13 protein-coding genes and 1 pseudogene are annotated in these 13,255 nt (G+C 43.5%); 12 read left to right on the plus strand and 2 right to left on the minus strand.

Annotated elements, in window-relative coordinates; all coding sequences use genetic code 11:
* Window positions 1-45 precede the first annotated feature (45 nt).
* Both EJF26_RS09265 and EJF26_RS09270 read left to right on the plus strand, forming a co-directional pair.
* Window positions 46-738 (plus strand): YwaF family protein, encoded by a 693-nt coding sequence (locus tag EJF26_RS09265; RefSeq protein ID WP_000903027.1) that lies wholly within the window; start codon window positions 46-48, stop codon window positions 736-738.
* Between the two features lie 143 nt (window positions 739-881).
* Window positions 882-2,426: a peptide chain release factor 3 gene (locus tag EJF26_RS09270; protein WP_000155107.1), complete on the plus strand. Its 1,545-nt coding sequence runs from the start codon at window positions 882-884 to the stop codon at window positions 2,424-2,426.
* A 324-nt stretch (window positions 2,427-2,750) separates the two neighbouring features.
* On the opposite strand, the gene EJF26_RS09275 is transcribed toward EJF26_RS09270, so the two are convergent.
* Together EJF26_RS09275 and sstT are read right to left on the minus strand one after the other, a co-directional pair.
* The gene (locus EJF26_RS09275) at window positions 2,751-3,704 is read right to left on the minus strand and encodes an aromatic acid exporter family protein (protein WP_000029017.1); all 954 of its coding nucleotides are present in this window, start codon (window positions 3,702-3,704) and stop codon (window positions 2,751-2,753) included.
* Window positions 3,705-3,771: 67 nt separating this feature from the next.
* Window positions 3,772-4,977 (minus strand): serine/threonine transporter SstT, encoded by a 1,206-nt coding sequence (gene sstT / locus EJF26_RS09280; protein WP_000821315.1) that lies wholly within the window; start codon window positions 4,975-4,977, stop codon window positions 3,772-3,774.
* Between the two features lie 150 nt (window positions 4,978-5,127).
* Between sstT and EJF26_RS09285 the strand changes: the two genes are divergently transcribed.
* From EJF26_RS09285 to EJF26_RS09330, 10 genes and pseudogenes are all read left to right on the plus strand, one after another.
* Window positions 5,128-5,688 (plus strand): mechanosensitive ion channel family protein, encoded by a 561-nt coding sequence (locus EJF26_RS09285; protein WP_001154836.1) that lies wholly within the window; start codon window positions 5,128-5,130, stop codon window positions 5,686-5,688.
* 57 nt (window positions 5,689-5,745) lie between these two features.
* Window positions 5,746-6,654, plus strand: a complete 909-nt coding sequence (locus EJF26_RS09290; protein WP_000899719.1) for a magnesium transporter CorA family protein — start codon at window positions 5,746-5,748, stop codon at window positions 6,652-6,654.
* A 17-nt stretch (window positions 6,655-6,671) separates the two neighbouring features.
* Window positions 6,672-7,199 (plus strand): YqeG family HAD IIIA-type phosphatase, encoded by a 528-nt coding sequence (locus EJF26_RS09295; RefSeq protein ID WP_000963749.1) that lies wholly within the window; start codon window positions 6,672-6,674, stop codon window positions 7,197-7,199.
* 2 nt (window positions 7,200-7,201) lie between these two features.
* A complete protein-coding gene (gene yqeH / locus EJF26_RS09300; protein WP_000391229.1) occupies window positions 7,202-8,308 on the plus strand; it encodes a ribosome biogenesis GTPase YqeH in 1,107 nt (368 codons plus the stop codon).
* A 213-nt stretch (window positions 8,309-8,521) separates the two neighbouring features.
* Window positions 8,522-8,833 carry a ribosome assembly RNA-binding protein YhbY gene (yhbY, locus tag EJF26_RS09305; protein WP_000060170.1) on the plus strand — a complete coding sequence of 104 codons (312 nt, stop codon included), beginning with the start codon at window positions 8,522-8,524 and terminating at the stop codon, window positions 8,831-8,833.
* Window positions 8,834-8,885: 52 nt separating this feature from the next.
* Window positions 8,886-9,516 (plus strand): annotated as a pseudogene (locus tag EJF26_RS09310) (nicotinate-nucleotide adenylyltransferase).
* Window positions 9,516-10,109: a bis(5'-nucleosyl)-tetraphosphatase (symmetrical) YqeK gene (gene yqeK / locus EJF26_RS09315; protein WP_000331245.1), complete on the plus strand. Its 594-nt coding sequence runs from the start codon at window positions 9,516-9,518 to the stop codon at window positions 10,107-10,109. The pseudogene EJF26_RS09310 and the gene yqeK overlap by 1 nt, the downstream one beginning before the upstream one ends.
* Window positions 10,110-10,463: a ribosome silencing factor gene (gene rsfS, locus EJF26_RS09320; protein WP_001003019.1), complete on the plus strand. Its 354-nt coding sequence runs from the start codon at window positions 10,110-10,112 to the stop codon at window positions 10,461-10,463. It begins immediately after the preceding gene.
* Between the two features lie 611 nt (window positions 10,464-11,074).
* Window positions 11,075-11,815 (plus strand): class I SAM-dependent DNA methyltransferase, encoded by a 741-nt coding sequence (locus EJF26_RS09325; RefSeq protein WP_000257056.1) that lies wholly within the window; start codon window positions 11,075-11,077, stop codon window positions 11,813-11,815.
* A 9-nt stretch (window positions 11,816-11,824) separates the two neighbouring features.
* Window positions 11,825-12,937, plus strand: coding sequence for a nucleotidyltransferase (locus EJF26_RS09330; protein WP_000156388.1), 1,113 nt, complete (start codon window positions 11,825-11,827; stop codon window positions 12,935-12,937).
* Window positions 12,938-13,255 lie beyond the last annotated feature (318 nt).

The raw sequence follows: 13,255 nt of genomic DNA on the forward strand, positions 1-13,255 counted from the left end.
TTAATGTAGGAAGAATTCCTCGAAAGATGAGTTAGGATAGAAAATATGCTACATAATTTTTTTACAAGATTCCAAACCATTCCTCCTCCCATTCCGCCTTTTTGGTACGGAATCATGATGCTTCTCTTAGTGCTTTGTATTTATGGGGCACTTGCTTATCACAAAAATCCGAAATTTGTCCGCTTGTTTAAGGGGATTCAGATCCTCCAGTTACTAGCCCTATATAGCTGGTATGTTGGTTTTGAGATTCCATTTTCTAATAGCCTTCCATTTTATCATTGCCGTTTGGCTATGTTTGCAGTGGTTTTCTTACCAGATAAATGGCGGAGCAAGCAATACTTTGCCCTCTTAGGAGCAAGTGGAGCGGTATTTGCCTTGGTTTACCCCGTTTTTGACCCCTATGATTTTCCACACATCACCAGTTTGTCATTTTTGATTGGGCACTATGCCCTTTTGGTGAATTCCTTGGTTTACTTGATGAATCACTATGACAAGAGCTTACTTAAGAAGTATATGATCGTAGTCTATACTTTCGTTCTCAATTTCTTTCTAGTTGGGGTTAATCAGGTGACTGGTGGAAATTATGGTCTCTTAAGAGATACACCGTTTATCTCGAATGCTCCTCTATGGATAAAGTACCTCCTTGTGTCGGTCATTCTTTCACTGGCTCTTGTTTTCTTTGATATTTTGTTCAAAAAACGATGGAAAAAGAGAAAACAGATGAAATCTGTACTCTAGCTTGCCTTTTCATCAGATGAGTAATTGAAAAACTCCCCAAAATCCGATATAATGGAGAGTTGAAAGGAATGGTAAAATCCAATGTAAACATCATTCTTAGCCATTGAAACAACTAAAAATAGAAAATCAAAGAAAGAGAACTTATGACTATTCAAGAAGAAATCAAGAAACGCCGTACTTTTGCCATCATCTCTCACCCGGACGCGGGTAAAACGACTATTACAGAGCAATTGCTCTATTTTGGGGGAGAGATTCGTGAGGCTGGTACTGTAAAAGGGAAGAAAACAGGGACTTTTGCTAAGTCTGACTGGATGGATATCGAGAAACAACGTGGGATTTCGGTCACGTCATCTGTTATGCAGTTTGACTACGATGGTAAGCGCGTGAATATCCTCGACACACCAGGGCACGAGGACTTCTCAGAAGATACCTATCGTACCTTGATGGCGGTTGATGCTGCGGTCATGGTCGTGGACTCTGCCAAGGGTATTGAGGCCCAAACCAAGAAATTGTTTGAAGTTGTGAAGCACCGTGGTATTCCAGTCTTTACCTTTATGAACAAGCTGGACCGTGACGGTCGTGAGCCACTGGATCTCTTGCAAGAACTAGAAGAAGTACTAGGTATTGCGAGTTATCCAATGAACTGGCCAATCGGGATGGGGAAAGCTTTTGAAGGCTTGTATGACCTTTATAACCAACGCTTGGAACTTTATAAAGGGGATGAACGTTTTGCCAGTTTGGAAGAAGGTGACAAACTCTTTGGAAGTAACCCATTTTATGAGCAAGTCAAGGATGATATTGAGCTTTTGAACGAAGCAGGAAATGAGTTTTCGGAAGAAGCTATTCTTGCAGGAGAACTGACTCCGGTCTTCTTCGGTTCAGCCCTGACTAACTTTGGGGTGCAGACCTTCCTTGAGACCTTCCTCAAGTTTGCTCCAGAACCACATGGTCACAAGAAAACAGATGGTGAAATTGTGGATCCTTATGACAAGGATTTCTCAGGATTCGTTTTTAAAATCCAAGCCAACATGGACCCTCGTCACCGTGACCGTATCGCCTTTGTCCGCATCGTATCAGGTGAATTTGAGCGTGGAATGAGTGTCAACCTGCCTCGTACTGGGAAGACTGCCAAACTGTCTAATGTTACCCAGTTTATGGCGGAAAGTCGTGAGAATGTGACCAATGCCGTGGCAGGTGATATTATCGGGGTTTACGATACTGGTACTTATCAGGTTGGAGACACTTTGACGGTTGGAAAAAACAAGTTTGAGTTTGAACCACTGCCAACCTTTACACCTGAGATTTTCATGAAAGTTTCTGCTAAGAACGTCATGAAACAAAAATCCTTCCACAAGGGGATTGAGCAGTTGGTACAAGAGGGAGCCATCCAGCTTTACAAGAATTACCAAACAGGTGAGTATATGCTAGGCGCTGTCGGACAACTCCAGTTTGAAGTCTTTAAGCACCGCATGGAAGGCGAGTACAATGCAGAAGTGGTCATGAGCCCAATGGGTAAAAAGACCGTTCGTTGGATCAAGCCTGAGGACTTGGATGAACGGATGTCATCAAGCCGCAATATCTTGGCCAAGGACCGTTTCGACCAACCAGTCTTCCTCTTTGAAAATGACTTTGCCCTCCGCTGGTTTGCGGATAAATATCCAGATGTTGAGTTGGAAGAGAAGATGTGATTCAGTAAGTCTACTTGATTGCATAGCAATCTAAGTAGACTACGGCAAGCCCTATTAGACTTGCCTAACTACCTCACTAACTGAGTTTTACAAATGGAATCGATTTGTAAAACTCAGTGTCGTAGTTCAGTAAATTTATTTGAATGTGTAACAACCTAAGTAACTAACGCCAAGTTTCTATTGAACTTGGTTAGGCGCTCCACTAGTAAAGTTTTACGAATAGTATCGATTCGTGGATTTTTTCATATAGTAAAGGTAATTGAAGTCAAAGGTAAATTAAAAACCTCAGAGAGATTATGTTGCATGAACTCTTCTGGGGTTTTTCTAGTTTCCATATTTTTGGTAAAAATCGACCTTGACCTGGATAAAGGTTTCGGCTTCGCGTAGTAGCTGCAGGAGGGTGGCACGGGTCTCAAACTCCTCACGTGTTTTAGGGAGACTCCGATTGCGGAAGACTTGCAGATAGCGTTCGATGTCATCAAGTAGGTCATGAGCAGGATTGGTCTGGCTTAGCTGGGAAGCAATCTTAGAAAAGAGCTGGGCCAAAATCAAGCTCTCACTTGCAGCTAACTGGCAAGTGTTGATTTGTTGAGCCATGTTTCGTAGGATGCGACTTTGTCTCTGCCTCATCTCAAAGTAGTGGATGTGGTAGTCCGTTTGGTGAAAGAGATGGTCCGAATGATCCAAATAGACCAGCTTGAGGGCTTCATCAAGAAGGCTGTCTAATTCGTCAACGAGTTGGGCTTGATTGCGCCCGTCTCCTCTTGACAGATAGTATTTAAAGCGAAGCAGGATGTCTTTTAACTTTTCTTCGACCTGAAGGTGGTAACTTTGGATGGCTTTCTCCCGAGAGGGCATATAAAGGTTGACCAACAGAGCAAAGCTTGTCCCGATGAGAAAGAGGAGCACTTCATTGAGCAAGAGTCCTGGAGAAGTAGACTCCTGTACCAAGAGATGACTGACCAAGACACTGCTAGGTGTGATGCCGATTTCCCAGCCCATTTTATAGGCTAGAGGCACATAGAGAGCCAGATAGAGACCCAGACTCCAGATGTGAAAGCCTGTCAGCTGAAAGGCTAGAACACCGATAGCGAGCGCTAGGAGCATGGAAAAGAGGCGGTTACGTGCCAATTTTAGTGTGCTTCTGCGCGTGTCGGAAAGGCTTAAGAGGGCAATAATCCCAGCTGAAACTGCTGATGACAAATCTAAAAAATAAGCGAGAAAACAAGCGAGACAGGTCGCTAATATCAGTTTTGTCGTACGTTGGGTGATAGACATGAGAATTTCCTATAATACTAGAATAAGAGTACAAAAGACAAGACTTGGAAGACTTGTCTTAAAAAATCTATTTTTTACGTGCCGACGCGTACTCAGCTACTGCTGTAAAGAGGACGTCGGTAGAAGAGTTCAGGGCAGTTTCGCAGGAGTCCTGGACGACACCGATGACAAAACCAACTCCGACTACTTGCATAGCAAGGTCATTTGAAATCCCAAAGAGACTACAAGCGACGGGGATAAGGAGAAGTGATCCTCCAGCGATCCCAGAAGCTCCGCAGGCAGAAATGGCAGCCACTACACTGAGGACAAAGGCTGTACCAAAGTCGACAGAGATTCCTAATGTATTGACAGCAGCTAGAGTCAAAATGTTAATGGTTACAGCTGCACCGGCCATATTAATGGTCGAGCCAAGAGGGATAGAAACGGAGTAGGTATCTGGATTGAGTCCTAGATCTTGGCAAAGTTTCATATTAACTGGGATATTAGCGGCAGAACTACGAGTAAAGAAAGCTGTAATCCCACTAACACGCAAACATTTCAAAACAAGGGGGTAGGGATTTTTTCTCATAAAGAGAAAGGCGATGAGGGGATTGATGACAAGGGCCACAAATGCCATAGTTGCAACCAAGAGTCCTAGCAAAATTCCGTAGTTAGCAAGGCTGGTAATTCCTTTATCAGAGATGGTCTTGAAGACCAAGCCCATAATTCCGAAAGGTGCCAAATTGATAATCCACTCCACAATCTTGGAAGTTACATCAGCCATGGTTTTGAGCAACTCCTTGCTGTTTTTGCTAGCTTCTCTCATAGCAAGTCCAAAGACAACAGCCCATGATAGAATTCCAATATAGTTGGCTTTGACGACGGCGTTGAGGGGATTGTCCACGAGATTCAGCAAGAGGTTGCTGAGAACTTGACCGATGCCGTCTGGTGGGGCAATCTCTGTGCTCGCACTGCTGAGAGTAATCTGGACGGGGAAGAGAAAACTAGCCAGTACAGCAACCAAGGCAGCAGCAAAGGTACCGAGTAGATAGAGAAAAATAACGGTCTTCATATTGGTATCTTGCCCTTTTTGATGTTGTGAGAGGGCATTTGCGACGAGGGTAAAGACCAAGACAGGAGCGATGGCTTTCAGACCCCCAACGAATAGGTCACCGAGAATGCCGAGCCCTGACAAACTTGGGAAAAGTAGCCCTAGAGAGGCTCCAAGAAGCATGCCGATTAGGATACGTTTGATGAGGCTGGCCTTGTTCCAGGCTCGAATAATTCTTTTCATAATAGTCTCCTTCAAAATGTATTGTTTATGATTATAGTATAAATATGCCGTTGAGGCAAGTCTTTTTATTTGAGTTTTGGGGAATATTGGAATATTTATGAGGGAATTGAACGGGATGATTTGTGGTATAATACTAGAAAGGAGTTTTGTATGCAAGAATTTTTTCAACGTTATCTTGATAAATTGGATGTAACAACTGTATTAGAGAATCTCTTGACCAAGGTGATTTCTCTTTTGATTTTGTTTCTGTTATTTTATATAGCCAAAAAGATCCTCCACGCGACTGTCCGAAAGATTGTCAAGCCCTCGCTCAAGTTATCAAATCGAGATGCTGGCAGACAAAAGACCATTTCTCGTTTGCTTGAGAATATCTTTAACTATAGCCTTTATTTCTTTTTAATCTACTGTATCTTGTCCATTTTAGGTTTGCCAGTTTCCAGCCTCCTTGCTGGGGCAGGGATTGCTGGAGTGGCTATCGGTATGGGAGCACAAGGCTTTCTATCTGATGTCATCAATGGCTTTTTCATCCTCTTTGAACGCCAGCTCGATGTGGGCGACGAAGTGGTTCTCACAAATGGACCGATTACCGTATCTGGAAAGGTTGTCAGTGTAGGAATCCGTACGACCCAACTTCGAAGTGATGACCAAGCCCTTCACTTTGTTCCCAACCGAAATATCACTGTTGTCAGCAACTTTTCCCGCACAGAGTAGGTCTGCTATTTTGGCAGATTTGTGGTACAATAGAAAGAGTTTGGTAAAGGAGAGAGGATGCTATTTGTGGAGAAAAAGCTAGGTCATAATTGTACCTGGATAGACCTTGATGTGGACAAGATTAAAAATATGGAAGATCTTTCTGACGTCTATGGATTGGACAAGGAAACCATTGAGTATGCTCTAGATAGAAATGAACGAGCCCATATGGATTATAACCGTGAAACGGGGACGGTAACCTTTATTTATAATGTTCTTGATTTAGAAAAAGACAAAGAATATTATGAAGCGATTCCGATGACCTTTATCGTTGAAAAACAACGGCTGATTACTATTAGCAATCACAAGAATACTTATGTGATTAAACGTATGGCAACCTATCTTGAAAGCCATGAAATTATTTCAATCTACAAATTTCTTTTTGCCAGTTTAGAGATTATTAGCAATGCTTACTATCCAGTTATTGAAGAGATGGATAAAAGTAAGGATGAAATCAGTGCACTTCTTCGTCAAAAAACAACTAAAAAAAATCTTTTTGCCCTCTCTGACTTGGAAACCGGTATGGTTTACTTGACAGCTGCTGCCAAACAAAATCGTCTCCTCTTGGAACATATCCAAGGGCATGCTCTTTATCGCAATCTTAATGAGGTAGAAAGAGAGCAGTTTGATGATGCTATGATTGAAGCGCATCAGTTGGTTTCGATGACAGACTTGATTTCTCAAGTTTTGCAACAACTCTCAGCCTCTTACAACAACATCCTAAATAATAATTTGAATGATAATTTGACAACTTTGACCATTATCTCAGTCTTGCTGGCTATCCTTGCGGTTATTACAGGGTTCTTCGGAATGAATGTTCCTTTACCGTTTACAGATGAACCAAATGCTTGGATTTATATTTTGATAGCTAGTCTCATTTTATGGGCAGTCTTAGCCCAATGTTTAAAGAAAATTGCTAGAAATTAAAAAGAAAAGGAGCCAGAATGGCGATTGAAAATTACATGCCAGATTTTGCTGTGGAAGCAGTTTATGATCTGACAGTCCCAAGCCTGCAAGCGCAGGGGATCAAGGCTGTTTTGGTCGATTTGGACAATACCCTCATTGCTTGGAACAACCCTGATGGAACGCCAGAGATGAAGCAATGGCTACATGACCTTCGTGACGCAGGTATTCGTGTCATCTTGGTCTCAAATAACACCAAAAAACGGGTCCAACGCGCAGTTGAGAAATTTGGAATTGATTACGTTTATTGGGCCTTGAAGCCCTTCACATTTGGGATTGACCGTGCCATGAAGGAATTCCACTACGAGAAAAATGAAGTGGTCATGGTCGGCGACCAACTCATGACGGATATTCGGGCCGCGCATCGTGCAGGCATTCGCTCAATCTTGGTCAAACCCTTGGTCCAACACGACTCTATTAAAACGCAGATTAACCGAGCTCGCGAGCGCCGTGTCATGCGCAAAATCACTGAAAAGTACGGACCGATTACATATAAAAAAGGAATTTAACTATGGAAGAAATTCTCTGTATTGGTTGTGGAGCAACCATTCAGACGACAGACAAGACTGGTCTTGGATTTACACCCCAGTCGGCACTTGAAAAAGGGTTGGAGACTGGTGAAGTTTATTGCCAACGCTGTTTCCGTCTCCGCCATTACAATGAAATCACGGATGTGCAGTTGACGGATGATGATTTCCTCAAACTCTTGCACGAGGTAGGAGACAGTGATGCCTTAGTGGTCAATGTCATAGATATTTTTGACTTTAATGGCTCTGTCATCCCAGGCTTACCGCGCTTTGTATCGGGCAATGATGTCCTCTTGGTCGGAAATAAGAAAGATATCCTGCCCAAATCAGTTAAACCGGGCAAGATTAGCCAGTGGCTCATGGAGCGTGCCCACGAAGAAGGACTTCGCCCTGTGGATGTCGTCCTGACTTCGGCTCAGAATAAGCATGCTATTAAGGAAGTCATTGACAAGATTGAACACTACCGTAAGGGCCGCGATGTCTACGTAGTTGGGGTAACCAACGTTGGAAAGTCAACTCTCATCAACGCTATTATCCAAGAAATCACAGGTGACCAGAATGTCATCACGACGTCACGCTTCCCAGGGACAACCTTGGACAAGATTGAGATCCCGCTTGACGACGGGTCTTATATCTACGATACGCCGGGGATTATCCACCGCCACCAGATGGCCCACTACTTGACGGCTAAAAACCTCAAGTATGTCAGCCCTAAAAAGGAAATCAAGCCCAAAACTTATCAGCTTAACCCTGAACAAACCCTGTTTCTAGGTGGTCTCGGACGCTTTGACTTTATATCAGGAGAAAAGCAAGGATTTACTGCTTTCTTTGACAATGAACTCAAACTCCACCGTACCAAGCTAGAAGGCGCTAGTGCCTTTTATGACAAGCACCTCGGAACTCTTCTCACACCACCAAATAGCAAGGAAAAAGAAGATTTTCCAAAACTAGTCCAACATGTATTTACCATCAAGGACAAGACTGACCTAGTCATCTCAGGACTCGGCTGGATTCGCGTAACAAGCAGCGCCAAAGTCGCCGTCTGGGCACCAGAAGGCGTCGCCGTCGTCACACGAAAAGCAATCATTTAAAATAAAATCGCTGAGCGAACAAAGTGAGCTCATACAGAGATAGTTATTGCCGTGGTGTGATTGTCAATCGTTAGATTGGCAAGGGGAACAATTGAGACCAAGGCTCAATTGTGAGGTCAGGAAATCCATTTTTCAAAGATGAGATCTTTGGAAAATTAGTTCCGACCGTCCCTCACCACCTAAAATAACTATCAAAAAATAAGGAAGAAAATTATGTCATTAACATCGAAACAACGTGCCTTCCTCAACAGCCAGGCACACACCCTCAAACCTATCATCCAAATCGGGAAAAATGGACTTAACGACCAAATCAAAACAAGTGTTCGTCAGGCTCTTGACGCCCGCGAATTGATTAAAGTCACGCTCTTACAAAACACAGATGAAAACATCCACGAAGTAGCTGAAATCTTGGAAGAAGAAATTGGTGTGGATACTGTCCAAAAAATCGGACGCATCTTGATCTTGTTTAAACAATCCAGCAGGAAAGAAAATCGCAAGATTTCCAAGAAAGTCAAAGAAATCTAAAAAAGACATTCCAAGGAACGGTTTTTACAGAGAATTAAAGGAAGACGAGCCTATGGCAATCGAATTATTGACTCCCTTTACCAAGGTAGAGTTGGAGCCAGAAATCAAGGAGAAAAAAACGCAAACAAGTCGGGATTTTAGGGGGGAATTTTAACCCCGTTCACCATGCCCATCTTGTTGTGGCGGACCAAGTGCGCCAACAGTTGGGATTGGATCAAGTTCTGCTCATGCCCGAATACCAACCACCTCATGTAGATAAAAAAGAAACCATCCCTGAACACCATCGGCTCAAGATGCTTGAATTGGCGATTGAGGGGATCGAAGGACTAGCCATTGAAACCATCGAGTTAGAGCGCAAGGGCATTTCCTACACCTACGACACAATGAAAATCTTGACCGAACAACATCCAGATACGGATTATTACTTCATTATCGGGGTTGATATGGTGGACTATCTGCCCAAGTGGTACCGAATTGATGAGCTGGTCGACATGGTTCAGTTTGTAGGGGTTCAACGCCCGCGCTACAAGGCAGGAACTTCCTATCCAGTTATCTGGGTGGATGTGCCTCTCATGGATATCTCATCCAGCATGGTGCGTGACTTCATTGCCCAAGGTCGGAAACCTAACTTTCTCCTACCTCAGCCAGTGCTAGACTACATCGAGAAGGAGGGGCTTTACTGATGGCCTACCAAGACTATATCAACTGTTCCCGTGAGGTTTTGTTGGAAAGAATGGCAGAGCTTCTACCTGAAAAACGTTTAACCCATTGTCTGGGTGTAGAGCGTGCAGCCATTGAACTTGCAGAACGATTCGGAGTGGATGCCGATAAAGCAGGTCTAGCAGGCCTCCTTCATGACTATGCTAAAAAGTTGTCAGATCAGGAATTTCTAGACTTGATTGACCGTTACCGGCTAGATCCTGACCTCAAAAATTGGGGCAATAATGTCTGGCATGGCATGGTTGGCATCTACAAGATTCAGGAAGATTTGGATTTGCATGATCCAGAAATCCTGCGAGCTATTGAAATCCATACAGTCGGAGCTGGTCAGATGACCGATCTAGACAAGGTCATCTATGTCGCAGACTACATTGAGCACAACCGCGCCTTTCCAGGTGTGGATGTGGCGCGTGAAATTGCTGAGCTATCGCTCAATAAGGCAGTGGCCTACGAAACAGCTCGTACCGTGGAGCATCTAGCTCATCAGGGATTCCCCATCTATCCCCAAACCCTGGAAACCTATAACGCCTTTGTGCACTATTTGAAAGAGGACTAAATGAACGAAAAAGAATTACTAGAACTAGTCGTGAAAGCGGCTGATGAGAAACGTGCGGAGGATATCCTTGCACTTGACGTACAAGATTTGACCAGCGTGACAGACTACTTTGTTATCACTAGCTCGATGAATAGCCGTCAGTTGGACGCCATCGCTGACAATATCCGTGAAAAAGTAGCTCAAGCAGGCTTTAAAGGCAGCCATGTTGAAGGTGATGCAACTGGAGGCTGGGTTTTGCTAGACTTCGGCGGTGTCGTTGTGCATATCTTTTCAGAAGAAATGCGTGCCCACTATAACCTAGAAAAACTATGGCATGAGGCGGATTCTGTAGACTTATCTGAAACTCTGGCGTAGAAGATGACTGGAACTTCGGATGGGAATTGCTTTGAAATTCGACAATGTATTGAGATTGTTCTTATTTTGAGTAGGAAGTGAGAGATTGCCGAGACTTTCCGTTGTGATAAAAGTTCTTGAAATATTAATGTTTCAAGAACTCGGGAGTTTTGAGAGTAAAACAGTTCGGGGAACTGTTTTACTCTGAGTTTAGAGATGAAAAACGAAGGGCTCAAAACTAAGTCTTGGAACTTCGAAGAAGGTCGCAGACGTCCGAAATCACCTAAGGAAAGTCTTAAAAAGACTTTGTCTTCAATCGAACTCAGTTGCAGTCAACTGGGTTTATTTGCTTATTTTAGAAAATTGATGGAAAGGTGAGGGCGTCGTGTTTTGTTCATATCGAAACTGAACACGAGCTAAAAGCTACGAGAAAAAGAGTAACTTCCTTTGTATCTGACGATACAGCAGAAAGTTTCCTATTTTTTCCTTGCTTTTAACGCTCTTTGTATCTTAGAAAGGATTTGAACCCGTCCTGTAATCGTCGGAAAATAGATAGCTTAGTCTTGGATCAGGATCCTAAGTCTAAGCTCCTAATTTTCATTCCGATTACGGGCGGACTTGGTATAATGAATATGGCGACTTATGAAACCTTTGCGGCTGTTTACGATGCTGTGATGGACGATAGTTTATACGATAAATGGACGGATTTTTCTCTGCGTCATTTGCCTAAGACCAAGGAGAGAAAGAAACTCTTGGAGCTGGCTTGTGGAACAGGCATCCAGTCTGTCCGCTTTTCTCAGGCTGGTTTTGATGTGACGGGGCTTGATTTAAGCGCGGATATGTTGAAGATTGCGGAGAAGAGAGCGGCTTCAGCCAAGCAAAAGATTGATTTTATTGAAGGCAATATGCTGGATTTATCCAAGGCAGGTAAATATGATTTTGTCACTTGCTATTCGGATTCTATTTGCTACATGCAGGATGAGGTGGAAGTAGGGGACGTCTTTAAGGAAGTGTATAATGCCCTCAACGAAGATGGAGTATTTATCTTTGATGTACATTCGACCTACCAGACAGATGAAGTTTTTCCAGGCTATTCTTACCATGAAAATGCGGAAGATTTTGCCATGCTTTGGGACACCTATGAGGACGAAGCACCTCACTCCATCGTGCATGAGTTGACCTTCTTTATCAAGGAGGCTGACGGTTCCTTTAGTCGCCACGATGAAGTGCATGAGGAGCGGACCTATGAGGTCTTGACCTATGATATATTGCTGGAACAGGCTGGTTTCAAGTTCTTCAAACTCTATTCGGACTTTGAGGATAAGGAGCCAACAGAGACAAGTACCCGTTGGTTTTTTGTAGCTCAGAAGTAGGAGAACATCATGACCATCACAGGTATTATCGCGGAGTTCAACCCTTTTCATAATGGCCACAAATACCTGCTTGAGCAGACGAAGGGGTTGAAAATTGTGGCCATGTCTGGAAATTTCATGCAACGAGGAGAGCCGGCTATCGTGGACAAGTGGACACGGGCTCAGATGGCGCTTGAAAATGGAGCGGATCTGGTAGTGGAATTGCCCTTTTTAGTCAGTGTTCAGGCGGCAGATTTCTTTGGCCAAGGAGCTGTGGATATCTTGGCTCACTTGGGCATTGATACTCTAGCTTTCGGGACAGAGGAAGTTCTGGATTATCAAAAGATATCTGACTTATACACAGAGCAAGGTACTGAGATGGAGAAATTTGTGGAAAATTTGCCTGATTCATTATCTTATCCCCAGAAAACTCAAGCCATGTGGAAGGAATTTGCTGGTCTTGATTTTTCAGGCAATACCCCCAATCATGTCCTTGCTCTTGCATATGCCAAGGCGGTTGCTGGACGAAACATCAAACTGCATCCAATTCAGCGTCAGGGAGCGGGTTACCATTCTGTGGACAAGGATGTGGATTTTGCCTCAGCGACAGCCCTCCGTCAGCACCAGAGGGACAAAGATTTTTTGGAACGCTTTATGCCTTCTGTTGCCCTCTTTGAGCAAGCCAGTAAGGTGAGCTGGGATGACTATTTTCCCTTGCTCCGCTATCAAATCTTGTCAAATCCTGACCTAACCACCATCTATCAGGTCAATCAAGAAATGGCAGTGCGCATCAAGGAAGCTATCAAAACAGCCCAGTCTGTTGACGAATTGGTAGAGGTGGTTGCGACCAAACGCTACACCAAGGCGCGTGTCAGACGCCTCTTGACCTATATCTTGGTGCAGGCCAGAGAAAGTGACTTGCCAGAAGGCCTCCATGTCCTTGGCTTTACCGAAAAAGGCAGACAACATCTCAAGTCTCTGAAAGGGCAGATCCATCTAGTCAGCCGAATTGGCAAAGAACCTTGGGATGCTATGACTCAAAAGGCAGACCAGATTTACCGACTAGGACACCCAAGTATAGCAGAGCAGAATTTTGGTCGAGTGCCGATTAGAATGGAAATAAGTGGAAACTGTAGTGGGTGACATATAACGAAGCATAGAGGGAATCAGACTGGTTCTCTCTTTTGTCATGTTTAAAGCTATGAAAATTTTGGTTTTGACATTGCCAAAGTTCTAACAATCAAAGGCATTTCGTTTAATGACTATGATAAGGTTGATAGTGGCTTCCCGTTTTGTATGAGAACAGGGTGTTCCAAAGCGTTAATAATCTTGTCCTCATCTGTATCTTTCGAAAACGTCTGAAAAACGATTAAAAGTATGGAATTTACAAAAGAAATGATCTCTTCTAATGATGGTTTAGTCATTTTTATTGGAAGTATTAATGGGCTTGATTTCGAAAAT

It is taken from the genome of Streptococcus oralis subsp. dentisani, assembly GCF_007475365.1.
In the GTDB taxonomy this organism is placed as follows: domain Bacteria; phylum Bacillota; class Bacilli; order Lactobacillales; family Streptococcaceae; genus Streptococcus; species Streptococcus mitis_AX.

Bases quoted from the DNA above. Each gene is read 5' to 3' on its own strand.
- EJF26_RS09265 (WP_000903027.1), top strand. From the start codon at position 46: ATGCTACATAATTTTTTTACAAGATTCCAAACCATTCCTCCTCCCATT.
- EJF26_RS09270 (WP_000155107.1), top strand. From the start codon at position 882: ATGACTATTCAAGAAGAAATCAAGAAACGCCGTACTTTTGCCATCATC.
- EJF26_RS09275 (WP_000029017.1), bottom strand. From the start codon at position 3,704: ATGTCTATCACCCAACGTACGACAAAACTGATATTAGCGACCTGTCTC.
- sstT (WP_000821315.1), bottom strand. From the start codon at position 4,977: ATGAAAAGAATTATTCGAGCCTGGAACAAGGCCAGCCTCATCAAACGT.
- EJF26_RS09285 (WP_001154836.1), top strand. From the start codon at position 5,128: ATGCAAGAATTTTTTCAACGTTATCTTGATAAATTGGATGTAACAACT.
- EJF26_RS09290 (WP_000899719.1), top strand. From the start codon at position 5,746: ATGCTATTTGTGGAGAAAAAGCTAGGTCATAATTGTACCTGGATAGAC.
- EJF26_RS09295 (WP_000963749.1), top strand. From the start codon at position 6,672: ATGGCGATTGAAAATTACATGCCAGATTTTGCTGTGGAAGCAGTTTAT.
- yqeH (WP_000391229.1), top strand. From the start codon at position 7,202: ATGGAAGAAATTCTCTGTATTGGTTGTGGAGCAACCATTCAGACGACA.
- yhbY (WP_000060170.1), top strand. From the start codon at position 8,522: ATGTCATTAACATCGAAACAACGTGCCTTCCTCAACAGCCAGGCACAC.
- yqeK (WP_000331245.1), top strand. From the start codon at position 9,516: ATGGCCTACCAAGACTATATCAACTGTTCCCGTGAGGTTTTGTTGGAA.
- rsfS (WP_001003019.1), top strand. From the start codon at position 10,110: ATGAACGAAAAAGAATTACTAGAACTAGTCGTGAAAGCGGCTGATGAG.
- EJF26_RS09325 (WP_000257056.1), top strand. From the start codon at position 11,075: ATGGCGACTTATGAAACCTTTGCGGCTGTTTACGATGCTGTGATGGAC.
- EJF26_RS09330 (WP_000156388.1), top strand. From the start codon at position 11,825: ATGACCATCACAGGTATTATCGCGGAGTTCAACCCTTTTCATAATGGC.